General features: G+C 65.2%; 25 protein-coding genes and 1 tRNA gene. 4 read left to right on the top strand and 22 right to left on the bottom strand.

What is annotated here, in order from left to right; translation table 11 throughout:
- Positions 1-110: 110 nt before the first annotated feature.
- From AC3RCE_RS06100 to AC3RCE_RS06150, 11 genes are all read right to left on the bottom strand, one after another.
- Positions 111-689, bottom strand: a complete 579-nt coding sequence (locus tag AC3RCE_RS06100; RefSeq protein WP_492254720.1) for a recombinase family protein — start codon at positions 687-689, stop codon at positions 111-113.
- Positions 686-1,126, bottom strand: a complete 441-nt coding sequence (locus AC3RCE_RS06105; RefSeq protein ID WP_492254721.1) for a hypothetical protein — start codon at positions 1,124-1,126, stop codon at positions 686-688. The genes AC3RCE_RS06100 and AC3RCE_RS06105 overlap by 4 nt, the downstream gene beginning before the upstream one ends.
- A 163-nt stretch (positions 1,127-1,289) precedes the next feature.
- Positions 1,290-2,471 (bottom strand): zonular occludens toxin domain-containing protein, encoded by a 1,182-nt coding sequence (locus tag AC3RCE_RS06110; protein WP_492254722.1) that lies wholly within the window; start codon positions 2,469-2,471, stop codon positions 1,290-1,292.
- A 3-nt stretch (positions 2,472-2,474) separates the two neighbouring features.
- Positions 2,475-2,777, bottom strand: a complete 303-nt coding sequence (locus AC3RCE_RS06115; RefSeq protein WP_218293556.1) for a DUF2523 domain-containing protein — start codon at positions 2,775-2,777, stop codon at positions 2,475-2,477.
- 3 nt (positions 2,778-2,780) lie between these two features.
- Positions 2,781-4,478 carry a virulence factor TspB C-terminal domain-related protein gene (locus tag AC3RCE_RS06120; protein ID WP_492254723.1) on the bottom strand — a complete coding sequence of 566 codons (1,698 nt, stop codon included), beginning with the start codon at positions 4,476-4,478 and terminating at the stop codon, positions 2,781-2,783.
- 121 nt (positions 4,479-4,599) lie between these two features.
- Positions 4,600-4,815 carry a major capsid protein gene (locus AC3RCE_RS06125; RefSeq protein ID WP_492254724.1) on the bottom strand — a complete coding sequence of 72 codons (216 nt, stop codon included), beginning with the start codon at positions 4,813-4,815 and terminating at the stop codon, positions 4,600-4,602.
- A gap of 3 nt (positions 4,816-4,818) precedes the next feature.
- Complete coding sequence (locus AC3RCE_RS06130) at positions 4,819-5,022, bottom strand: hypothetical protein (protein ID WP_218293559.1); 204 nt, start codon at positions 5,020-5,022, stop codon at positions 4,819-4,821.
- Positions 5,015-5,206, bottom strand: a complete 192-nt coding sequence (locus AC3RCE_RS06135; protein WP_218293560.1) for a hypothetical protein — start codon at positions 5,204-5,206, stop codon at positions 5,015-5,017. The genes AC3RCE_RS06130 and AC3RCE_RS06135 overlap by 8 nt, the downstream gene beginning before the upstream one ends.
- Positions 5,199-5,411 carry a hypothetical protein gene (locus AC3RCE_RS06140; RefSeq protein ID WP_218293561.1) on the bottom strand — a complete coding sequence of 71 codons (213 nt, stop codon included), beginning with the start codon at positions 5,409-5,411 and terminating at the stop codon, positions 5,199-5,201. The genes AC3RCE_RS06135 and AC3RCE_RS06140 overlap by 8 nt, the downstream gene beginning before the upstream one ends.
- Before the next feature lie 2 nt (positions 5,412-5,413).
- Complete coding sequence (locus tag AC3RCE_RS06145; RefSeq protein ID WP_369641708.1) at positions 5,414-5,731, bottom strand: hypothetical protein; 318 nt, start codon at positions 5,729-5,731, stop codon at positions 5,414-5,416.
- Positions 5,732-5,762: 31 nt separating this feature from the next.
- Entirely contained in the window at positions 5,763-6,986 is a 1,224-nt protein-coding gene (locus AC3RCE_RS06150; protein ID WP_218293563.1) for a replication initiation factor domain-containing protein, read from the bottom strand.
- A gap of 305 nt (positions 6,987-7,291) precedes the next feature.
- Here AC3RCE_RS06150 and AC3RCE_RS06155 point away from each other — a divergent pair, with 305 nt between their 5' ends.
- Entirely contained in the window at positions 7,292-7,789 is a 498-nt protein-coding gene (locus tag AC3RCE_RS06155) for a DUF2726 domain-containing protein (protein ID WP_218293564.1), read from the top strand.
- 201 nt (positions 7,790-7,990) lie between these two features.
- Positions 7,991-8,254: a hypothetical protein gene (locus AC3RCE_RS06160; RefSeq protein WP_218293565.1), complete on the top strand. Its 264-nt coding sequence runs from the start codon at positions 7,991-7,993 to the stop codon at positions 8,252-8,254.
- On the opposite strand, the gene AC3RCE_RS06165 is transcribed toward AC3RCE_RS06160, so the two are convergent.
- The 9 genes from AC3RCE_RS06165 to AC3RCE_RS06205 all read right to left on the bottom strand — a co-directional run bounded on the left by AC3RCE_RS06165 (position 8,240) and on the right by AC3RCE_RS06205 (position 14,095).
- Positions 8,240-8,327 (bottom strand) — tRNA-Ser (locus AC3RCE_RS06165). The genes AC3RCE_RS06160 and AC3RCE_RS06165 overlap by 15 nt on opposite strands.
- 19 nt (positions 8,328-8,346) lie before the next feature.
- Complete coding sequence (gene ureG, locus AC3RCE_RS06170) at positions 8,347-9,027, bottom strand: urease accessory protein UreG (RefSeq protein WP_218293566.1); 681 nt, start codon at positions 9,025-9,027, stop codon at positions 8,347-8,349.
- Positions 9,024-9,734, bottom strand: a complete 711-nt coding sequence (locus AC3RCE_RS06175; RefSeq protein WP_492254725.1) for an urease accessory protein UreF — start codon at positions 9,732-9,734, stop codon at positions 9,024-9,026. Before AC3RCE_RS06175 ends, ureG begins: the two co-directional genes overlap by 4 nt.
- A 26-nt stretch (positions 9,735-9,760) precedes the next feature.
- On the bottom strand, positions 9,761-10,423 hold the full coding sequence (gene ureE, locus AC3RCE_RS06180) for an urease accessory protein UreE (RefSeq protein ID WP_492254726.1): 663 nt from the start codon (positions 10,421-10,423) through the stop codon (positions 9,761-9,763).
- A 77-nt stretch (positions 10,424-10,500) separates the two neighbouring features.
- A complete protein-coding gene (locus AC3RCE_RS06185; protein WP_492254727.1) occupies positions 10,501-10,989 on the bottom strand; it encodes a GNAT family N-acetyltransferase in 489 nt (162 codons plus the stop codon).
- A gap of 11 nt (positions 10,990-11,000) precedes the next feature.
- On the bottom strand, positions 11,001-12,719 hold the full coding sequence (ureC, locus tag AC3RCE_RS06190) for an urease subunit alpha (protein WP_492254728.1): 1,719 nt from the start codon (positions 12,717-12,719) through the stop codon (positions 11,001-11,003).
- Positions 12,720-12,810: 91 nt separating this feature from the next.
- Positions 12,811-13,116, bottom strand: a complete 306-nt coding sequence (locus AC3RCE_RS06195) for an urease subunit beta (RefSeq protein WP_218341495.1) — start codon at positions 13,114-13,116, stop codon at positions 12,811-12,813.
- 26 nt (positions 13,117-13,142) lie between these two features.
- On the bottom strand, positions 13,143-13,757 hold the full coding sequence (locus AC3RCE_RS06200; protein ID WP_218341494.1) for a HupE/UreJ family protein: 615 nt from the start codon (positions 13,755-13,757) through the stop codon (positions 13,143-13,145).
- A 35-nt stretch (positions 13,758-13,792) separates the two neighbouring features.
- Positions 13,793-14,095 (bottom strand): urease subunit gamma, encoded by a 303-nt coding sequence (locus tag AC3RCE_RS06205; protein WP_055399013.1) that lies wholly within the window; start codon positions 14,093-14,095, stop codon positions 13,793-13,795.
- Between the two features lie 210 nt (positions 14,096-14,305).
- Between AC3RCE_RS06205 and AC3RCE_RS06210 the strand changes: the two genes are divergently transcribed.
- Together AC3RCE_RS06210 and AC3RCE_RS06215 are read left to right on the top strand one after the other, a co-directional pair.
- Positions 14,306-17,950 (top strand): hybrid sensor histidine kinase/response regulator, encoded by a 3,645-nt coding sequence (locus tag AC3RCE_RS06210; RefSeq protein ID WP_492254729.1) that lies wholly within the window; start codon positions 14,306-14,308, stop codon positions 17,948-17,950.
- Positions 17,947-18,984 carry a response regulator gene (locus tag AC3RCE_RS06215; RefSeq protein WP_492254730.1) on the top strand — a complete coding sequence of 346 codons (1,038 nt, stop codon included), beginning with the start codon at positions 17,947-17,949 and terminating at the stop codon, positions 18,982-18,984. The genes AC3RCE_RS06210 and AC3RCE_RS06215 overlap by 4 nt, the downstream gene beginning before the upstream one ends.
- 111 nt (positions 18,985-19,095) lie before the next feature.
- Here AC3RCE_RS06215 and AC3RCE_RS06220 read toward each other — a convergent pair whose 3' ends face one another.
- Entirely contained in the window at positions 19,096-19,422 is a 327-nt protein-coding gene (locus AC3RCE_RS06220) for a plasmid stabilization protein (protein ID WP_218293574.1), read from the bottom strand.
- A 266-nt stretch (positions 19,423-19,688) separates the two neighbouring features.
- Positions 19,689-20,375 (bottom strand): DUF3334 family protein, encoded by a 687-nt coding sequence (locus tag AC3RCE_RS06225; RefSeq protein WP_218293575.1) that lies wholly within the window; start codon positions 20,373-20,375, stop codon positions 19,689-19,691.
- Positions 20,376-20,585 lie beyond the last annotated feature (210 nt).

Here is a 20,585-nt window from a genome sequence, read left to right on the forward strand (position 1 = left end):
TCTTTTAATGGAGCCCTGCCACTTGATTCACACGCTGACAGCCTGAGTCAGCAATAGGGCTACGACCGCTTCTGGCCGTTTCCTGTCTGTGCAATGAGATACGCACGTCGCTATCTTAAGCTGCTGTGCTCAGGTTTCGTGATTCTGTAAATTGCACGTTTGACACTGGAAGTGTGCACGCCAAAGTGATCCGCTAGGGCCTGCATTGTGTAGTTGCCTGAGAGGTACATGCGGACCAGTTTGGCTTCGGTCTTTTTGGGCATAGAGCGGGCTCTTCCAAATGTCTGCCCCCTTGCTTTGGCGGCCTCAAATCCAGCGGCGCAGCGCTCACGAATCATGGCCCGTTCGAACTCCGCGAAGGCGCCCAGCATGTGGCAGAACATGCGGCCCGCTGGGCTGCTGGTATCGATGGATTCCGTGAGGCTGCGGAACGTGACGCCAGCTTGCTCCAGGGACTCCAGCAGCCGGAGAAGATCACGCAGGCTGCGAGACAGGCGGTCGAGCTTGTAAACGACAAGAACATCACCGGGACGCAGGCGAGCAAGGAGGCTTTGCAGCTCAGGGCGTTGCGCGACGCCGCTGCGCTTTTCCTGCACAACGTGTTTGATTCCTGCGCGCTTGAAGGCCGCGAGCTGTACGGCGGTGTTCTGCTCGGTGGTGGAAACGCGCGCGTAGCCGTAGGAGGTCAACGGTCTACGTACTGGCCTTCAAAGCGCTTTCGAGCAACCATGTGTTCGTTGGCGCACGGGGTGGTGCCGGGGTCGATCTTGCAGTTGGGAGAAGGCTGGTAGAACTTGGCCCAGGCAGCATCTTTGCGCTGCTGGCGCTCGGTTTCCAGCCGCTGCGCGAGGGCCTTGGCAGATCGGAGTTGATCCGCCTCAAGCTGCGCTGCATCGAGAGCTTCGGCCTCGGCTTGGCGACGACGGGCGTCTTGCTTTTCGATGCGGTCCGTTTGGGCTTTGACTTCCTCTTGCACCTTACGTATCGCCATTTCAGCCCGGTATGCAAGGATGGCTTCGTACGTGAAGGCGGCTGCAAGCCCGCCGATGAATACACCGATTGCAATCTTGATGATGTCCAGCAGAAACGACCCTTCGTCCTCTGTCTGGTACGAGCGCCTGTGCATGTTGTCCCTCCTGTAAAACAGTGTATCGCTGGTCTAGATAGGGCACGGGCTGCATAACCGGCTGACATGGGGTTTTTCACCCCATACCCCGACCCCACCACTGCGGCACAGGGCCTCCGTTCCCGGGGCCCCGGTTTGTCTCTCAGAACGATGTGGCGCGCCGTCAGCCGCCTTGACTGCCGCTGTTGTGCGGGTGGACGTTGAACGCAGGGTTTCTGATGCCCAGCGCCTGGGGGATGTCGGCCTGGGTGATCTGGCCTGACGGCTGCGGTTCGGGCTTGGGCATGGGCACCGTGCGCACCTGCTGCGGTGGTGGCTCTGAGGGGCGCCCCCGGGCCTGCATAGGCTGCATCTGCGGGCCCTGAATGGCGTGCTGGCCCTGTTGCTGGTTCTGCTGCTGCCAGTCCACAAAGAAGCCCTGCGCCACGATCTGCAGGCACACGGGGCCGCTCACCTGCAGGAGCGTGGCCTGCTGTGTGTAGCACTTGCAGGTTTTACCCATCGTGATGCACGCCGCAGGGTATGGGGCCACGGTGGGCTTTGTCACCTCGTCATAGGCCGGGGCCGTGTGCGGGAAGTCTTTGAGGCGCGGTGAGCGCTCTTGGATGTACTGGTCGGGCGTGAGCTTTGCCGCTACCTGCTGCGGCATCGCATTGGCCTGCGCCTGGGCCTCGCTGGCGGTTTTCGCTAGCACCTTCGCCTCGGTCTTTGCCAGCAGCTTGGACGATGCAAACCAGATCAGCAGCGGGATGAGCAGCACGCAGGCCAGGAACACCCAGAGCTTCCCGGGCAGCTTCTTTTTGCCGGTGTGCAGGCTGGCGCTTTTGTACCAGCCGTAGACCTCCTTCGGAAAGGCTTGCATGGTCACCGTGCCGGTTTTGCCACTGCCGTCCTTCTCGCAGTTTGGATTGACGGCGGACCACTCCAGCACGCTGACCATATCGACACCGAAGGAGCGCTTCAGATGCCGGTGCCATCCAGGCGGGCCGACGAGCCTACGCACGAAGCTGTCGAGGTTCTGGGGATGCTGGGTGACCAGATAGAAATCAAAGCCGCGCCTGCGGTGCTCTGCCAGCATCTTGATGGGGTCCGGCACTGCGGCCCCTGCCGGGCGGTTTGGCAGATCATTGTGTGCCTCATCGATCAGAAAGATCGTGCCATCCGGTTCTGCCTGCCAATCCTTGAAATCAATCTTTTTCCAGCCCGCAAGCTCCCCGCCTTCGACGGGTTCAAAGCGCCCGTTGTGACACACGGGGCGGTTTTCCTTGAGCTGGCGTTCACGCACCCACTTGAGGGTGTTCAGGGTCTTTCCTGCGCCGTTGGCGCCGCTGATGATGTGCAGCATGGGCTATACCTTGAGCGCCCAGCGCTTGAACGTATCGGACGTGAGGCCATCGAGCAGCATGCGTGCCGCCATGGCGCTGGTCACGATGCTGATTGCCACCCCCACCTTCATGGCCGCAAGCATCGAGAACACCTCAGGGGGCAGGGATGAGAACTGCTGAATGGCTTGATTCTTGAGCTCATCCAGCGCGGCATTCACGCCGGTATAGGTGATGACGCACATGCCCAAGGCGATCAACACACGGCCGACCAGCGAGCCGACGAGATTCAAGAGCATGCCGCCGATGGCAGCGATGAATACAGGCATGGCTTACCCCCTCACAAGAATACGAGCGGCCAGCAGCAGCGACACCGCGACCATGATGTTTCCAATGACCGCGATGCTTGGACAGATCTTGCTGAAAGGCAGGGTCATAGACTGGCCCATCACAACGACGCTCAGGTCCTGAATGCACTGACCACCACCACCCAATGCATCGCTCATGTTGATGCGGCCCGTCATGGTCTCGGACTTGTTGCCGGGAAGGTCTTTTGTCTGCTCACCCTCCTTGCCCTTTTCCTTGCCGTAGAGCTCAGACTCCGCGCTTTTGTCGTCAAACAGCTTGCAGGCCCTGATGTGCTGTTCTTTCGCAATCGCGCACTGGATGGCATCGCCCTCGCATGAGAACCCCGCGACACACGAGCCAGCAAATCCGCTCTCTCCGTCGCCGTCGCCATCCCCGTTGCCATTGCCATTGCCGCCCCCATCGGGCGGTACACCGGCATTCCAAACGCACACTTCATTCACCAAGTGCGTACCCACGGGGCAGGTGCCGCCTTCGGGCGGTTTGGGATTGATCACGCACCAGTTCCCCTCACGGTGGAAGCCCGGGCCACAGTCGCCGTTCTCGTTTGGCTTTTCCGGTATGGGCTTGCCGGGCGGCGAGGGAGAAACGCAGCTGGTGCCTACCTTGGAGGTTCCAGGGGGACACGTGCCGTTGCTGTTTGGAGGCTGCGGCGGCGGGGTGGGCGCATAGCAGTTACCGTTGCTGTAGCGCTGGGTTCCAGGCGGGCAATTGCCATTGCTGTCCGGGGGGACCGGAGGCGGCGGCGGAGGGGGCGGATTGTTAGGGTCCGGTGGCTTGGGACCGCCACCAGGGTTGGTGCCAGGATCAGTACCAGGACCCGTGCCGGGACCTTCGCCCGGACCCTCGCCAGGTCCTTCACCGGGGCCAGTGCCGGGACCATCGCCGCCACCCGTGCCACCCTGGCACTGACCGCCCGTGTATGTGCCGCGCCCATAGTAAAACGTCTTGCCGTTGTAGCTGACGTCCATGTTGTTCACCAGCTTGATCATGCAGTACTGGACCGGGCCGTCATAGCTCACGCCCTGGTCTTCACATGTGTACTCCGTGGCCGCAGAGGACATCTCCCAGCCATCCCCGGCGCTGGTGCCAGCCTTCGGGCATTTGTCTTTCACGCACTTGCCGTTGATGCGGGTGTATCCAGGCTCGCAGGGAGGCTCTTTGACGCACACGCCGTTGACGCGGACCTCATCGGGTTTGCAGTTGTCGGGGACGCAGGCGCCGCCTTCCTCATGCATACCTTCCCCGCACGGGTTGTCGCGCTTGCACGCGCCATCGGTGCCACGGGTCCAACCCGCCGCGCAAGCGGGCAGGCATTGATTCTGGAACTCGTCAAACCCAGCGTTGCACGTGCATTGCCCTCCCCCCAGCGTGCTGCCAGAGGGGCAGGTAGATGCCGCATACCGACTCACAAGGCCCTTAAATCCCGTGGTGCCGGACTGATAGCAGTACGCCTGATCATTGCTGAAAGAGCCAACAGATGTACCGCCTAGCGACTGACATGCAGCAAGCGCGGTCGGAAACCCATTCTGGCCGTTAGATGCGCTGTAGCTATGGCCGGGCGTGGGACTGAAAGCAGCCCCAACCGGCGGCGAGACTGCAGCAGCAATCAACAAGACCGCCAGGGCGAGCACGCTAGAGATCAAGCGGTAAAGATCAGCCATGCGGCCCCCAGGATTGCGACGATGACGAAGAGGCCCATTTGCTTTGCACCTTGAAGAAGCCCACCGCGTGGACTTTTGCAAGGCCCCTGCCGGCCGGTCAGGGAGCACATGCGAGGGACGCTTAGGAGATAGCGCGACGCACCCACTTGAACGAAGCCACGGCCACCACAACCAGCAGCACGGCAGCGCCGATCAGGCCGATGGGAGTGACAGCGGCACCGATTTCAGTGACCACGGCGGTCACATCGATGGCGGCGTGCGCGTTGTTGGCGAGGGCCAGGGCACCGACTGCGGCGGCAGTGGCGAAGCGGCGGGTTTGTGCATTGAAGCGGTTCATTTTTCAGTCCTCTTGGGTTGATGAATTTCCATCGGATCGAATGGTCTGGATGAGGGCACGGAAGGCCCACCCCACAGACCACACCAGCAGGATGGCGCTGCTGATTTGTGCCGCTTCAGCCGGGCTCAGGTCGAGCACGGGAAGCGTGATTTCGTGCACCACGGTGACCGTGCAGGCCGAGGCGCATTGAATGGTTTGTTCAGGCATGACCGGAAGCGCGGGCACGTGCCTGGGCGATGCGTTGACGGCGCATGGCGCGGGCGTGCAGGCGTGCGGCCAGGACACCGAGGGAGCCGGTAACGAGGGTCCACAGGGCAGCGCCAACGAAGCCACTGCAGATGCCCAGGATGGCGAGTTGCCGGGCCACGTGAGGGAGGTCGATTTCAGGCATGAAGGGACTTTCCATAGAGGTCGTCAAGGTCCACGACAGCGGGCCGGTGAAACGGCTCGGCGTGGTCTTCGATCAGCTGGACGCAGGTCTCGACGTCATCCAGCGTTGCAGCCTCGGACAGCAACATGACCCATTCGGGCTGTCCGTCCTCAACGTTGGGCGCGAGAAAGCAGCCCGTGGTGCGCGACTGGATGACGAGGCGCATGGTCAGGCTGCGGCTTTGGCCGTGGCTGCGGGGCGGATGCCCAGGAGCGTGAGCTTGGTGGAGTTGTCAGCACCGGCCACAACGTCGAATTCGCAATCGCACATCACGCCGGTGATGGGCCATTTGGCCTTGAGGTGGGCCCACTTCTGGAACTCCGACGAGTCGCCGAACTTGAACGGGCGGGTGACCACGCCGATGCTCTCGCCGCTGGAACTTTGACCCATGTCCACCGAGAGGTGGAACGTGGTGGAGTCGAAAGCGCGGCCTTCGTAGTCGCCCTTGCTGGACTTGATACCGTGCAACACGGCTTGGCTTTGCATACGCATTTGGGTTTCCTTTTTTTGGCCTGGGTTATGCAGCGAACGCAGCGGGGCCAACGCTGGTGCCAGAGACTTTTTTGAACATCGCTTGATAGACGCGCTCGACCTCCTGACGCTTGAACTTCGACAGGCGGCCAGGAAGCTCGGCACAGTTCTCGATAAAGCCCGCCAGGGTTTCTCGGTCCATGTAGAGGAAGGCCAGGGCGGCGGATTTGCCAGCGGTGGAGAAGAACCAACGTGCGTTGCGCGTGCACTCGGCCATCAGCGTTTCGAGCGGTAGGCGCGGCTCTGTTTTGATGGGTTCTGCCTGGGCCACTTCGCCGTGCTCGGCCAGCAGCAGCGCGTGCCATTCGCTGGTGCCTGCAAAGAAGTTGGCGGGCCTGCGCAGCAGATCGACAGGGAGCAAGCGCTTTTGGTTGCCGTAGCGCACTTCGATGCGTTGCCAGCCGGTGGCATCCTGCTCGCCGTACAGCTGCACACCCTTGTCATAGACGTTGGTCTGCTTGCCTGCGGCCTTGCTGCCGAAGTAGAAGGAGCGGCCGACGCCACCAGCGCGCCATGCACCCACGCAGCTGTGTTTAGGCCGGTGGCCGAGGTGATCCATCAAACCCGCGTCATAGTCGGCGCCGATGCGGTCCATGCCGCCTGAGATGCCCTCGAAGAAATCAAGCGCCAGATCGCAGCGCGTGACCACTGCGCGGTGCTCTTCCAGATAGTCGGCCATCTGGTAGTGCCAGCCAGGGCGGGCGAAAGTGCAGGCCGCGCCGTAGAGGTTGCAGTGCAGGGTTTTGGCCTGGGCGGACTGCCGCGGGCTGTCGCCGCTGGACAGGCATCCGACCCAGCCGCATTCGGAACCAGCGCGCATGATCGACCAGCGGTAGCGGTAGAAGTCGTGGCCCTTCTTCAGCTCAGGGTCCACGGTGAAGCCATCGCCCAGCAGTTCGCACACGTTCTCTGCAAGCTCCAGGGCCTGGGTGGTGGCTGCGAAGTCGGGATCATCCAGGCCACGAAGGATGCGGGCCAAGTCGTGGCGTCGGCGGTCTTCTTCGCTGATGGTGTGGGCGGATTTTTCCCAATCGGCGGTGTCGTCACGTGGGGGAAACAGGGTGTCCACCGTGGGGATGGGAGCGAACCGGAGATTCAACGTGAAGCGCAGCCAGTCGATATGGACTGGCGAACCCGTCACGGTGCGCTCTTCGTGCAAACGAAGCAGGACTTCGTTCCCATCGAGGACGAGGGGGGTGGCGATGGTCACGCTCTGCCCCCTTCGAAGTTGTCCCCGTGATTACCATCGGGGACAGCTGTTGCTGACGCTACGCACCCCCCAAAATTGATAGCAGAAGAATCAGCAACAACAGCCGACGCGGCCGCGCCCGCGCTTCGCTTGCCGGTCGCGGCCGCGTCGTCTTGCTTGGGTAGTGCATCGAGGAAGGCGAGGACGTGCTGCCATTGGTGAGGGGCGCGACCAATGAACATGGGCACCATGCCTGCGCCGGATTGACGGTTGAAGATGGGCCTATCGGTCATGCGAAACTTCCTCCTGCAACGGAGGGAGTACCAATGAAAAATTTATTCGTTTTGCTGGCAGTGCTGGCCCTGCTGCTGGTCGTCGTGGCAGTGATGACAGGGGCGAACAAGAAGCGCGGAGGCAAAGGCGAAAAGCCCAAACAAAAAGCACTGATGACCGAACGTGAGCAAGCCATGTACAACCGGCTTGTGCAGGCTTTACCTGAGCTTGTCGTGCTGGCGCAAGTGAGCTTCAGTGCGCTACTGACAGCACGGTCATATGCGGCGCGCAACACGTTCGATCGCAAGGTTGCGGACTTCGTGGTTTGCGACAAGGCATTCCGCGTTTTGGCTGTGGTGGAGCTGGACGACAGCAGCCATCGAGGGCGGGAGAAGGAAGACGGAGCCCGCGATGTGCTGCTAGTGAATGCGGGGTATCGGGTGCTGCGATATCCGCGAGTGCCGGACATTGACCGCGTCAGAGACGACTTCGAATCACCAGCGGTTCCGACCATGCCCGCCGAATTGATGGACATGCGCGCCGAGCGATAGCAGCGCAGCAGGGTGCACACCCCCTGCCATGCTGAGACAGGAGCCGCCAAGCTGATGCCTCGGCGTTGATTGGCAGGGGATGTGCAAACGGTCGTGTACAAGGCGGCTCCTGTTGGATAACAGGGCGTTAGGCTAACTACCTGTTATGAACGCGGGCAACGAAAAATGCTAAAACCCTGTTATTCCAAACGGGTACTTAGCATGAACACGACTATGGATTTGTGGGCAAAAGCCCTCGAAAAGCAGCACCCTGCGCAATGGGCGCGACAATTCAATGTGACGCCTGAAGCGTTCTATGTTGCGAGAAGCAAAGGCCGGTTAAGCCCTGTCATGGCTGGCAATGTTGCTATCGAATTAGGAGAAAATCCAGAGCACTGGATTGCTATCGCGGCTCTCGAGGCTGAGAAGGACAGCGAGCTACTTGCACGGCTGAAAAGCCGCGTCAAGGCATGGCGGAGACTGTGAGATTCGAACTCACGGACGGTTGCCCGTCGGCAGTTTTCAAGACTGCTGGTTTAAACCGCTCACCCAAGTCTCCGGGAGGGAAGGCGCGAATTCTAGCCCACGGCGGGCGCGGGTTTTTGCAGCATGCCGCGCGTCTCGATGAACTTCACCACATCGGCCACGCCTGCCAATGTCTTGAGGTTGGTCATCACGAAGGGCTTGAGGCCCTGGGCGTTGGTGCGCATGCGGGTGGTGTCGGCGTGCATGACGTCCAGGTTGGCGCCCACGTGGGGGGCCAGGTCGGTCTTGTTGATGATGAACAGGTCGCTCTTGGTGATGCCGGGGCCGCCCTTGCGGGGGATTTTTTCGCCGGCGGCGACGTCGATGACGTAGATGGTGAGGTCGCTCAGCTCGGGGCTGAAGGTGGCGGCGAGGTTGTCGCCGCCGCTTTCCACGAACACGATGTCGGCATTGGGGAACTCGCCCAGCATGCGGTCGATGGCTTCGAGGTTGATGGAGCAGTCTTCGCGGATGGCGGTGTGGGGGCAGCCTCCGGTCTCCACGCCCAGGATGCGCTCGGGGGGCAGCGCGCCGCTCACGGTCAGCAGGCGCTGGTCTTCCTTGGTGTAGATGTCGTTGGTGATGGCGATGAGGTCGTAGTCGTCGCGCATGGCCTTGCACAGCATTTCCAGCAGCGTGGTCTTGCCGGAGCCTACCGGGCCGCCGATGCCCACGCGCAGGGGGGGCAGTTGCTTGGTACGGTTCGGGATGTGGTGCAGGGTGCTGGTGGTCATGATCGGAAGAGGCGGGAGTATTGGGTTTCGTGCTGGGAACTCAGGATGGCCAGCATGGGAGAAAAGGCCTGGCGCTTGCTGTCCATCAGGCCGATGGCGTGGTCGGCGGCGGGGGGGATGGCATCGGCCAGGCGCGCCAGGATGCGCTGGCCGGCGCTTTGACCCAGTTGCATGGACTTGAGTGCGGCCTGGACCATGTTTTCGGCCCAGCCAAAGGCGTAGGCCAGCAGCACGTCGCGCACGGGCGCCTGGGTGGTGGAGGCGGCCAGCGCGAATGCCACGGGGTAGGTCGGGGGCAGTGCGGCCAGGTGGCGGATTCTGGGCAGGGTCTCTTCATCGTCCTGGTGCTGGTTGCGCAGCCAGTCGGCCATCGACCGGCCCATCTGCTCGGTCTGCAGCCTCAGTTCGCTGGTTTCACGGGTGTGCAGCACCCAGTCGTTGAGTTCACGCACATGCGCCCAGTCGGCGCGGCGCCAGGCGCCCACGGCCTTGGCGATCAGGGCCATGTCGCCGCGTGCCTGGGTGATGTGCAACTGGTCCAGCAGCCAGTCGGCCACGGCGGCTTCGCTGGCGATGCCTGCGTTTTCAATCGCGCTTTCCAGCCCCTCGGAATACGAGAAACCGCCCACGGGCAGCGCGGGCGAGGCGAGCCAGATGAGCTGCAGCAGGCTGGCTGCCGGCAGGGAGGCGGGGCGTTCGAGGCGCATGGCGGGGAAGGGATGTACTCAGCCCGTCAGTGGCTGTGTCCGTGGCTTTCATGGTCATGGCCGTGGTTGCAGCCGGGGCCGTGCACATGGCCCTGGGCGACGACCGGGATGGCCACGGGGCGGGCGCGGGCCGGGGCGGCGCCTTGTTCGTGTCCGTGCGCATGGCCGTGACCCTGGCCGGCATCGTGGGAATGCCCATGATCGTGCCCGTGGTCATGGTCATGGCCGCCGTGCCCTGCGGCATAGGCGCCGCCCTCGGGTTCAAACGGCAGGTCCTGCGCTTTGACGATCAAGTGCATGGCGCGCAGCATGTCGGCCAGCACGTGGTCAGGTTCGATCTTGAGGTGATCGGGCTGCAGCTCGATGGGCACATGGCGGTTGCCCAGGTGGTAGGCGGCGCGGGTCAGGTCGAACGGGCTGCCATGGTTGGCGCAGTGTGTGATGACCAGCACGGGCTGCGGCGCCGCGATCACGCGGACCATGGAGCCGTCTTCGGCCACGAGCACATCGCCACCGCGCACCAGCGTGCCGCGCGGCAGGAAGATGCCCAGCTCGCGCCCGGCGGAGTCGGTGGCCGCGAAACGGCTTTTCTGGCGCACGTCCCAGTCCAGTTCGATGGTGGTGGCGCGCTTGGCCAGAACGGGAGCAAGGCCTTTGCCTTGGGGGATGAGCTTGGAGGCTTGGATCATGGCGTTTCTTTTCTTTGTTCCAGCGGGTAGACCGCGCATTGTCGGCCAGGGGCGCAACCCTGTTGGGCGCCCCCGGTTTACAGCCGACGGGTCATGAAGAAGCTGTAAGGGTCGGGGCCGTAGTCGGCAAAGGGGCCGCACTCGGAAAAGCCGTTCTGGAAATACAGCTGGCGCGCGGGCTCGAAGAAGGGCTGCGGGCCCGTCTCCAGGCTCATGCGGGCAAAGCCGCGCGAGCGGGCCTCGTGGAGCAGGTGGTTCAGCAACTGGCGGGCGATGCCCTGGCCCCGGTGGCGGGCGCTGGTGCGCATGGACTTGAGTTCGGCGTGGGTGGCGTCGAGCTGCTTGAGCGCGCCGGTGCCCACCAGCACGTCGCCCTCCGCGTCAGGCAGCCAGGCGGACCAGAAGGCGATCTCGGGCTGGCGCAGCTGGTCCATCTCCAGGGCATGCACGCTTTCCGGCGGCGACACCGCGTACATGTCCTGCAGGTGTTCCTGCATGAAGGCTTCGATGCGTGGATCGCTCAGATCGTCCAGGCGGATGTGCAGGTCTTGCAGCACAGCATTCACGGAGCGCGACCTCAGAACAGGAAGTACCGCTGCGCCATGGGCAGCACCGTGGCGGGCTCGCAGGTGAGCAGTTGGCCGTCGGCGCGCACGGTGTAGGTTTGTGCGTCCACTTCCATCTTCGGGGCGTAGCTGTTGTGCACCATGTCGCGCTTGCGGATGCCGCGGATGTTGTGCACGGCGGACAGCGTCTTGCGCAGGCCGAAGCGTTCGCCAATGCCGGCGGCCAGACCCGCCTGCGACACGAAGGTGAGCGACGTCTTGGCAATGGCCCCGCCGAACGCGCCGAACATGGGCCGGTAGTGCACGGGCTGGGGCGTGGGGATGGAGGCGTTCGGATCGCCCATCGCGGCCATGGCGATCAGCCCGCCCTTCAGGATGAGCGCGGGCTTCACGCCGAAGAACGCGGGTTTCCAGATCACGATGTCGGCCCACTTGCCCACCTCCAGCGAGCCCACCTCGTGGCTGATGCCGTGGGCGATGGCCGGGTTGATGGTGTACTTGGCCACGTAGCGCTTGATGCGCGTGTTGTCGCTCCGGGCGGTGTCGCCGGCCAGGCTGCCGCGCTGCACCTTCATCTTGTGCGCGGTCTGCCAGGTGCGCAGGATGACTTCGCCCACGCGGCCCATGGCCTGGCTGTCGCTGGACATCATGCTGATGGCGCCCAGGTCGTGCAGGATGTCCTCGGCGGCGATGGTCTCCTTGCGGATGCGGCTTTCGGCAAAGGCCAGGTCCTCGGCAATGCTGGCATCGAGGTGGTGGCACACCATGAGCATGTCCACATGTTCATCGAGCGTGTTGTGCGTGTAGGGCATGGTGGGGTTGGTGGAGCTGGGCAGGAAGTTCTCCTCGCCCACCACGCGCAGGATGTCCGGCGCGTGGCCGCCACCCGCACCTTCGGTGTGGAAGGCGCAGATGCCGCGCCCGCCCACGGCGGCGATGGTGTCCTCCACAAAGCCCGATTCGTTGAGCGTGTCAGAGTGGATGGCCACCTGCGTGTCGGTGGCTTCGGCCACGTCCAGGCAGTTGCTGATGGCCGAGGGGGTGGTGCCCCAGTCCTCGTGCAGCTTGAGGCCGATGGCGCCCGCGTTGATCTGCTCATGCAGCGCATCGGGCAGGCTGGCGTTGCCCTTGCCCAGAAAGCCCAGGTTCATGGGGAAGGCGTCTGCCGCCTGCAGCATGCGCTCCAGGTTGAAGGGGCCCGACGTGCAGGTGGTGGCCAGCGTGCCCGTGGCGGGGCCGGTGCCGCCGCCCAGCATGGTGGTCACGCCGCTGGCCAGGGCTTCCTCGATCTGCTGCGGGCAGATGAAGTGGATGTGGCTGTCGATGCCGCCCGCGGTGACGATGTTGCCCTCGCAGCTGATGACCTCGGTGCCGGGGCCGATGATGATGTCCACGCCCGGCTGGGTGTCGGGGTTGCCCGCCTTGCCGATGGCGGCAATGCGGCCTGCCCTGAGTCCGATATCGGCCTTGAAGATGCCGGTGTGATCCACCACCAGGGCGTTGGTCAGCACCGTGTCCACCGCGCCTTGTGCATTGCTGCGCTGGCTTTGCGCCATGCCGTCGCGGATGGTCTTGCCGCCGCCGAACTTCACTTCTTCGCCATAGCTGCCGGCGCGCAGCGTGTGGTCGGCCTCGACTTCGAGGATGAGTTCGGTATCGGCCAGGCGCACGCGGTCGCCCACGGTGGGGCCGAACATTTCGGCGTAGGCGCGTCGTCCAATGGTTGCCATGGGGTGTGCTCCGCGAGAACTGATGACTATATTTTTGATAGCTGCCAGCGCTTATTCAACAAGCCCTGGAGGCCGTTTTGGCTTGATATTTCTACAGGGCGCCGTGCGTCAGGCCTTGAAAGCCATACACCCGGCGCTGGCCCGCGTAGTCCACCAGTTCCACGGTGCGCTCCTGGCCGGGCTCGAAGCGCACGGCCGTGCCCGATGCGATGTTCAGCCGCATGCCGCGTGCGGCGGCGCGGTCAAAGCCCAGTGCGTTGTTGGTCTCGGCAAAGTGGTAGTGCGAGCCCACCTGGATGGGGCGGTCGCCGGTGTTGCGCACCACCAGCGTGAGGGTGCGGCGGCCCGTGTTGAGCGGGTGTTCGCCGGGTTCGGTGAAGAGTTCGCCTGGGATCATGGGATGCTCCTGTGGGGCGGATTGGCTCAGGCCATCTGCGCCAGCAGCGCACCACCGAACACTGCCACGCCCGCACCCGCAGCGCGCGCCAGCCACACGTGGCGGTGGCGCAGCGCCCAGCCCGCCGCCAGGCCCGCGCCATGCAGCAGCACGGTGGCGGCCAGCATGCCCGCCAGGGTTTGCCAGGCGCTGTCGCTGCCCGCCAGCTCGTGGCCGTGGGCCACGCCATGGAACACGGCAAACACCCCCACGCCCAGCGCGGCCACCAGGCCGGGAACGCGCAGGCGCGACACGACGAGCAGGCCGGTGGCCAGCAGCGAGGCCGCAATCATCGGTTCCACCGCGGGCAGTGCCACACCCTGCAGGCCCAGCACGGCGCCCGCCAGCAGCATGGCGGCAAAGCCCACGGGGCCCCACAGCAGTTCGCGGCCGGCGCCGCGCGCGGCCAGGGCGCTCCACAGGCCCACGGCCACCATGGCGGCCAGGTGGTCCAGGCCAAAAAATGGGTGGGCAAAGCCGCTCAGAAAACTGCTGTGGATGTGGGTTTCAGCGCCGGTATGGGCGACGGCACTGGTACTGATGGCACTGGCAGCCATGAAGAGAAGAGCGGCTGTGTGGCGGTGTGAGAGTGCGATGCGCATGGGGGCTCCACAGAGAGAAAGAGGGAGAAAAGGGGTCAGACGATCGGCTGGTGCACGGTGACGAGCTTGGTGCCGTCGGGGAAGGTGGCCTCGACCTGGATGTCCGGAATCATCTCGGCGATGCCGTCCATCACGTCCGCGCGGGTCAGCACCGTGCGGCCCTCGCTCATCAGCTGCGCCACGGTCTTGCCGTCGCGGGCACCTTCCATCACGGCGGCGCTGATCAGGGCCATGGCCTCGGGGTAGTTGAGCTTGAGGCCCCGGGCCTTGCGGCGCTCGGCCAGCAGGGCGGCGGTAAAGATCAGCAGCTTGTCTTTTTCGCGAGGCGTCAGTTCCATGTCGTTGTACTCAATGCTGGTGTTGTTGGCTCGCGCGTCAGCCGATGCGGGGTGACCACGAGGGGCGTGCTATGGCGCACGGGGGTGATCTGGCGAGAGCTGTTCCATCATAGGCAGCAAGCCCCGTGCCCGCCATACGTCATCTGGCGCACGTCCCCAGGTGCAGTGGCATGGAAACTGCACCTGAAGGGGTGACCGCCGCCATTGCCCATGCCTTCCCACACCGCCTCCATCGCCCCTGCTGACGCCACCCCGCTGCAGCCGACAGAGCCCGGCATGGCTGCACACGAGCCCCAGCAGGCCCCGCAGCAGGTCGTCAAGGTCCGGCGCGACTACAACAGCTGGGTGGCCACCGAGACCATGGAGGACTACGCGCTGCGCTACACGCCCCAGCGCTTTCGCAAGTGGTCCGAATGGCGCGTGGCCAACACGGCTTTCGGTGCGGCGTCGTTCCTGATCCTGGAGGCCGTGGGCGCGACGCTGCTGGTGCAGTACGGCTTCATCAACGCCTTCTGGGCCATCGTGGCCACGGGGCTCATCATCTTCCTGGCGGGGCTGCCCATCAGCGTGTATGCGGCGCGCTATGGGGTGGACATGGACCTGCTCACGCGCGGCGCGGGCTTTGGCTACATCGGCTCCACGCTCACCTCGCTGATCTACGCCAGCTTCACCTTCATCTTCTTCGCGCTCGAAGCCGCCGTCATGGCCTATGCGCTGGAGCTGGCACTCGACATCCCGCCCACCTGGGGCTACCTCATCTGCGCCATTGTGGTGATTCCGCTGGTCACCCACGGTGTGTCAGCCATCAGCCGCCTGCAGGTGTGGACGCAGCCGCTGTGGCTGGTGATGCTGGTGGTGCCGTTTACCTATGTGCTGGTGCGCGATCCTGGTGCATTTTCCGGGGTTGTGCACTACGGTGGTGAATCGATGCGCGGTGCCACGTTCCAGTTGCCCTTGTTTGGTGCGGCGCTCACGGTGGGCATTGCGCTCATCACCCAGATGGGGGAGCAGGCCGACTACCTGCGCTTCATGCCCGCCAGCACGCCCGCCACGCGCGGGCGCTGGTGGCTGGGCGTGCTGGTGGGCGGACCGGGCTGGGTGGTGCTGGGGGTGCTCAAGATGCTGGGCGGTGCGCTGCTCGCCTACCTGGCGCTCACCCACATGGTGCCGGCCGACCGGGCGGTGGACCCGAACCAGATGTACCTGGCCGCGTACGAATATGTGTTCCCCCACTACGGCTGGGCGGTGGCGGCCACGGCGTTGTTCGTGGTGGTCTCGCAGCTCAAGATCAATGTGACCAATGCCTACGCGGGCTCGCTGGCGTGGTCCAACTTCTTCTCGCGCCTCACGCACAGCCACCCGGGGCGCGTGGTGTGGGTGGTGTTCAACACGCTGATCGCCTTCATGCTGATGGAGATGAACGTGTTCCGCGCCATGGGCGAGGTGCTGGGGCTGTACTCCAACATCGCCATCGCCTGGATCATGTCCGTGGTGGCCGATCTCGTCATCAACAAGCCGCTGGGGCTGTCGCCCCGGGGCATCGAGTTCAAGCGCGCGCACCTGTACGACATCAACCCGGTGGGCGTGGGTTCGATGGCGCTCGCGTCCATCCTGTCCATCAGCGCGCACCTGGGGTTGTTCGGCCCGCTGCCGCAGGCGTTCTCGGCCGTGATCGCGATGGCTGTCGCGTTTGTCACGGCACCGCTCATTGCCTGGGCCACCGGGGGGCGCTATTACATCGCGCGCCAGTCCGAGCCCGCTGCGCTGGCCGACGTGGTGGCGGTACCCCTGCACGGCCCGGTGGGCCGCAAGGCCGGCGGCGGAATGGATGCGGCCCTGGGCAGCTACGTGCGCTACACCGTGCAGCGCTGCGTGATCTGCGAGCGCGAATACGAAGCGCCCGACATGGCCCAGTGCCCCGCCTACCGGGGCGCGATCTGCTCGCTGTGCTGCACGCTGGACGCGCGCTGCGGCGACCTGTGCAAGCCCGACGCCAGCATGGCGGTGCAATGGTCTGCCGCCCTGCGCTGGGTGCTGCCGCGCGCCATGTGGCGCTACCTGGACACGGGCCTGGGCCACTTCCTGCTGCTGATGCTGGTGATCGCGCCGCTGCTGGCCTCCGTCATGGGGCTGCTGTACCACCAGGAGCTCAACACCATCGCCAATGCGATGACCGACACGGAAGTCCTGGCCGCCCCGGAGGTCGCGTTGCGCTCCGGCCTGCTCAAGGCCTACCTGGCGCTTCTCGTCATCTCGGGCATCGTGGCCTGGTGGCTGGTGCTGGCGCACAAGAGCCGCCAGGTGGCGCAGGAGGAATCCAACCGCCAGACGGGCCTCTTGGTGCGCGAGATCGAGCTGCACCGCCAGACCGACGAGGCCCTGCAGACCGCGCGCAGCGTGGCCGAGCAGGCGCGCCAGGTGGCCGAGGCGGCCCAGCGCGCGGCCGACCAGGCCAACCAGGCCAAGAGCCGCTACATCAGCGCCATCAGCCACGAGATCCGCACGCCGCTCAACTCCATCCTGGGCTACGCGCAGCTCATGGGCGAGGACGCGGGCGTGCCCCCGCACCGCAAGCAGGCGGTGCACGTGATCCGGCGGGGGGGCGAACACCTGCTCTCGCTCATCGAGGGCACGCTCGACATCGCGCGCATCGAATCCGGCAAGCTCACGCTGGATGTCACGCCCATGCGCTTTGCCGATGGCCTGCACGAAATGGCCAGCCTGTTCGAGCTGCAGGCCGCTGCCAAGGGCCTGGCCTTCCAGTTCGATGTGCTGGGCGTGATTCCCGAGGTGGTTCGTGCCGACGAAAAGCGCCTGCGCCAGATCCTCATCAACCTGCTGGGCAACGCGGTCAAGTTCACGGCGCACGGCACCGTCACGCTGCGCGTGCGCTATGCGCGCGAGATGGCGCGCATCGAGGTGCAGGACACGGGGCCGGGCCTCGCGGCCGAGGAGATCGAGCGCATCTTCGAGCCCTTTGCGCGGGGCGGCTCGGGCGGTGGCAACACCGCGGCCGCGCCGGGCGCGGGCCTGGGCCTGACCATTGCCAAGATGCTCACCGCGCTCATGGGCGGCGAGCTGACGGTGAGCAGCACCCCCGGCGTAGGCTCGGTGTTCCACGTCAAGCTGTTCCTGCCCGAGGTGCATGGGGACGCGCTGGGCAAGACCGCGCCAGCGCCCGCCGCATTGGCCACTCGCACCCAGCGTGCGCGCAGGGGTTACGCGGGGGACCGCCGCCGCATCCTGGTGGTGGACAACGAAGAGCCCGACCGCGAGCTGCTGGTGCAACTGCTCGAACCCCTGGGCTTCGAGCTGCGCCAGGCCGCCAGCGGGCACGACGCGCTGGACCTGCTGGCCACGGGCTACCGGCCGCACGCGATCTTCATGGACCTGGCCATGCCGGGCATCGACGGGTGGGAGACCCTGCGGCGCGTGCGGCAGATGCACCTCGCGAACGTCCACTGCGCCATTGTGTCGGCCAATGCGTTCGACAAGGCGCTGGACAACGACGTGGACATCCGCCCCGAGGACTTCATCGTCAAGCCCGTGCGCCACACCGAGCTGCTGGACTGGCTGGAGCGCCGCCTGGGCCTGCAGTGGCAGCACGGCGAGGCCGACGCCGCCCCCGCCTTGCCCGCGGCAGCGGATGCGCCCCTCACGTACCCCGATGCCACCGCCCTGGCGGCCTTGGCCCAGGTGGTCGCGCTGGGCTACTACCGGGGCATCCTCAACACCCTGGACGACATCGAACGCGGCCAGCCCGCGCACGGCGCTTTTGTCGGCACCATGCGGCAGCTGGCCAGGCAGTTCCAGTTCGATGCCATGGGCCACATCCTGGAGCAGGCGCCACCGTGACGACCACCGCGACCCCACCCTCCCTGCCGGTGCATGCCGTGGCCCTAGATCGCGGCGACAGCGACGTGGTCCTGATCGTGGACGACGTGCCCGACAACCTGGCCGTGCTGCACGACGCGCTCGATGAATCGGGCTACACGGTGCTCGTGGCCACGCACGGCGAGGCCGCGTTGCAGCGCGCCGCGCAGGCATTGCCCGACATCGTGCTGCTCGACGCCATGATGCCCGGCATGGACGGCTTCGAGGTGGCGCGGCGCCTGAAGGCGTCGCCCGCCACCGCGCACATCCCCATCATCTTCATGACGGGCCTCACCGAGACCGAGCACCTGGTGGCCGCGCTGGAGGCGGGCGGCGTGGACTACTTGACCAAGCCCATCAAGCCGCGCGAGGCGATGGCCCGCATGGGCGTGCACCTGGGCGCGGCGCGCAGGGCGCGCCAGGACGCGAGCCAGGCCCGCGAGGCGCGCAATGCGCTCGATGCCTTCGGCTATGCCAGCATCACGGTGCGCGCGGTGGACGGCCGCATCGTGTGGCAGACCCCGCTCGCTCGCGAACTGCTGCAGGGCTACTTTGGCGAAGCCAGCCCCTGGGCGCCCGGGATCGTGCAGGCCTGGCTGCGCCGCCATGTGCTCGCCGAAAACGCGGCGGAGCTGCTGGCCCATGCGCTGGCCGAGCCGCCGCGCCTGGCCATCGAGCAGGGCGCGCGCCGCCTGACCTTCCGCCTGCACCAGCAGGCGGGCGACAGCGAAGGCGGGGGCGACTGGCTGATCGTCATGCGCGAGGTGTCGGACGCCAAGATCATCGAATCCATGAGCCTGTCCTTCAAGCTCACCGCGCGCGAGGCGGAGGTGCTGTACTGGGTGGTCAAGGGCAAGATCAACCGCGACATCGGCGACATCCTGGGCGCCAGCCCCGCCACGGTGAAGAAGCACCTCGAACGCGTGTTCGCCAAGCTGGGGGTGGAAACGCGCACGGCGGCGGCCGCCATGGCGATGAACCGCATCCGGCAGCTGCACCCGCAGTTCGAGGGCTGATTCTTCAGTATTTTAGGCTCCTGGCGCTTGTGGAATAAGCGCGGAAAGCTATCAATTTAATAGCTTTGGTGAGGCCTGGGCCTGCGGTGCGCAAGGCCGGCCGGGTGCCGCTCAGCGGCCCACCGCGCGTTCCAGCTCCTGCTTGTTCATCCTGGAGCGGCCCTCGATCCCCTTGCGCCGGGCCTCTTCGTACAGCTGGTCGCGCGTTCGGCCCTGCGCGCCCTGGTGGGACCGCTGGCCGCCGCGCACCGGGGCCGGGGTGTCGCGCAAGGTCTTGGGGTTGGCGGTCTTGCTTTCGCCGTGCTGGGCGCGTTCCTTGTTCACGGTGCGCGCCGCAATCTCTTCGGCCGTGTCCGTGCTCTTGCCGCGCTGTTTCAGGCTGGTCTTGATGTGTTCGTACTGGCGTTCGCGCTTGGCGCTCCACTGGGCTTGGGGCATGGCGGGCTCCTTCGATGGGTTGGCGGGCGGGGCAGCCAGGCTGGCCCCGCATCTGAGCCCAATCTATCCGGCGCGCGGCCCGCGTGCGTCAGCAGGCCCGGCATGCAGCTGTAGGACAGCGGACCTCCTCGCTGACAACGGCCGGGGCCGCCATGCCCCATGGTGGCGGTATGAAAAATGGCCGTGGCGCTGGATCGGCAAGCGCCGGGAGCTGCATTTTTGATAGCGAATGGCCTGCGGGCCACGGGGCGGCCGCAGGGGCCGCGCTACATCCCCAGCGACTTGAGCAGCGCGTCCGTGTCGTCCTGCCCGGCGGGGGGAGGCGCGGGCACGGGGGGCGCGGCCTGCGACTGGGCCATCAGCGCATCCGGGTCCGGGGCCTCCTGCGCCTCGAAGTCGTAGAGCTTGATGAATTCGGTGCGGTCGATCGCCAGTTCCAGGTAGAAGATGTTGTTGTTGCTGGTGTAGAAGGTCACGCGCCGCGCCTCGGGCTTGTCCAGGTTGGCGTCCACGCTCAGCATCACCTGCTTGTTCAGCACCAGCATCTTGGGCTGGTTCTGGGTGATGTGGGTCTGCAGCTCGCGCCGCACCTTGCCGGTGAAGTCGCCCACCACCTGGTTCATGAGCTCGCCCATCACGTTGCTGACCTCGTCCGAGGTGTAGGAGGTGACCAGGTCGTCCTTGGACATGCCCATGTTCAGCAGGTAGTTGGCGTACAGCTCCATGGCCGCCGTGGCCGAGAAGTTGATGATCACCAGGCCCGAGAAGCCGCCATCGAACAGCACGAAGCAGCCGATGTCCGGCTTCAGGCAGGTCTTGCTGATGCGCTGCACCATGCCGGAGTAGTGGATCTGGCTGTGGGTGGCCACGTTCAGCACCCGGGTGACGGAGTTGCACAGGCTGATCAGCAGGTCTTCGGTGCCGTAGACGGAGTTTTTTTCAGGGTGGCTCATGGTGTGTGTGGATGGCGGACAGTCGAATTTCTGGCGCGGTGCGCTGGGCAGAGCATAGGCGAAGCCGCCGCGCGAAACCAGAGTGCTTTCCGCGCCATGGGCCGCGGCGCGGCCCGCTGCCTACCACGCTTTGGCCTTTGTTCCGCGCGGGATGGCGCGGGTTGACAACCGACCGGGCTGGCGTATCGTGCCAGCCATCCATGAGAGGGG

It is taken from the genome of Acidovorax sp. GW823-FHT05D11, assembly GCF_058795695.1.

Bases quoted from the DNA above. Each gene is read 5' to 3' on its own strand.
- AC3RCE_RS06105 (WP_492254721.1), bottom strand. From the start codon at position 1,126: ATGCACAGGCGCTCGTACCAGACAGAGGACGAAGGGTCGTTTCTGCTG.
- AC3RCE_RS06110 (WP_492254722.1), bottom strand. From the start codon at position 2,471: ATGCTGCACATCATCAGCGGCGCCAACGGCGCAGGAAAGACCCTGAAC.
- AC3RCE_RS06115 (WP_218293556.1), bottom strand. From the start codon at position 2,777: ATGCCTGTATTCATCGCTGCCATCGGCGGCATGCTCTTGAATCTCGTC.
- AC3RCE_RS06120 (WP_492254723.1), bottom strand. From the start codon at position 4,478: ATGGCTGATCTTTACCGCTTGATCTCTAGCGTGCTCGCCCTGGCGGTC.
- AC3RCE_RS06125 (WP_492254724.1), bottom strand. From the start codon at position 4,815: ATGAACCGCTTCAATGCACAAACCCGCCGCTTCGCCACTGCCGCCGCA.
- AC3RCE_RS06130 (WP_218293559.1), bottom strand. From the start codon at position 5,022: ATGCCTGAACAAACCATTCAATGCGCCTCGGCCTGCACGGTCACCGTG.
- AC3RCE_RS06135 (WP_218293560.1), bottom strand. From the start codon at position 5,206: ATGCCTGAAATCGACCTCCCTCACGTGGCCCGGCAACTCGCCATCCTG.
- AC3RCE_RS06140 (WP_218293561.1), bottom strand. From the start codon at position 5,411: ATGCGCCTCGTCATCCAGTCGCGCACCACGGGCTGCTTTCTCGCGCCC.
- AC3RCE_RS06145 (WP_369641708.1), bottom strand. From the start codon at position 5,731: ATGCAAAGCCAAGCCGTGTTGCACGGTATCAAGTCCAGCAAGGGCGAC.
- AC3RCE_RS06155 (WP_218293564.1), top strand. From the start codon at position 7,292: ATGAAAAATTTATTCGTTTTGCTGGCAGTGCTGGCCCTGCTGCTGGTC.
- AC3RCE_RS06160 (WP_218293565.1), top strand. From the start codon at position 7,991: ATGAACACGACTATGGATTTGTGGGCAAAAGCCCTCGAAAAGCAGCAC.
- ureG (WP_218293566.1), bottom strand. From the start codon at position 9,027: ATGACCACCAGCACCCTGCACCACATCCCGAACCGTACCAAGCAACTG.
- AC3RCE_RS06175 (WP_492254725.1), bottom strand. From the start codon at position 9,734: ATGCGCCTCGAACGCCCCGCCTCCCTGCCGGCAGCCAGCCTGCTGCAG.
- ureE (WP_492254726.1), bottom strand. From the start codon at position 10,423: ATGATCCAAGCCTCCAAGCTCATCCCCCAAGGCAAAGGCCTTGCTCCC.
- ureC (WP_492254728.1), bottom strand. From the start codon at position 12,719: ATGGCAACCATTGGACGACGCGCCTACGCCGAAATGTTCGGCCCCACC.
- AC3RCE_RS06195 (WP_218341495.1), bottom strand. From the start codon at position 13,116: ATGATCCCAGGCGAACTCTTCACCGAACCCGGCGAACACCCGCTCAAC.
- AC3RCE_RS06200 (WP_218341494.1), bottom strand. From the start codon at position 13,757: ATGCGCATCGCACTCTCACACCGCCACACAGCCGCTCTTCTCTTCATG.
- AC3RCE_RS06205 (WP_055399013.1), bottom strand. From the start codon at position 14,095: ATGGAACTGACGCCTCGCGAAAAAGACAAGCTGCTGATCTTTACCGCC.
- AC3RCE_RS06210 (WP_492254729.1), top strand. From the start codon at position 14,306: ATGCCTTCCCACACCGCCTCCATCGCCCCTGCTGACGCCACCCCGCTG.
- AC3RCE_RS06220 (WP_218293574.1), bottom strand. From the start codon at position 19,422: ATGCCCCAAGCCCAGTGGAGCGCCAAGCGCGAACGCCAGTACGAACAC.
- AC3RCE_RS06225 (WP_218293575.1), bottom strand. From the start codon at position 20,375: ATGAGCCACCCTGAAAAAAACTCCGTCTACGGCACCGAAGACCTGCTG.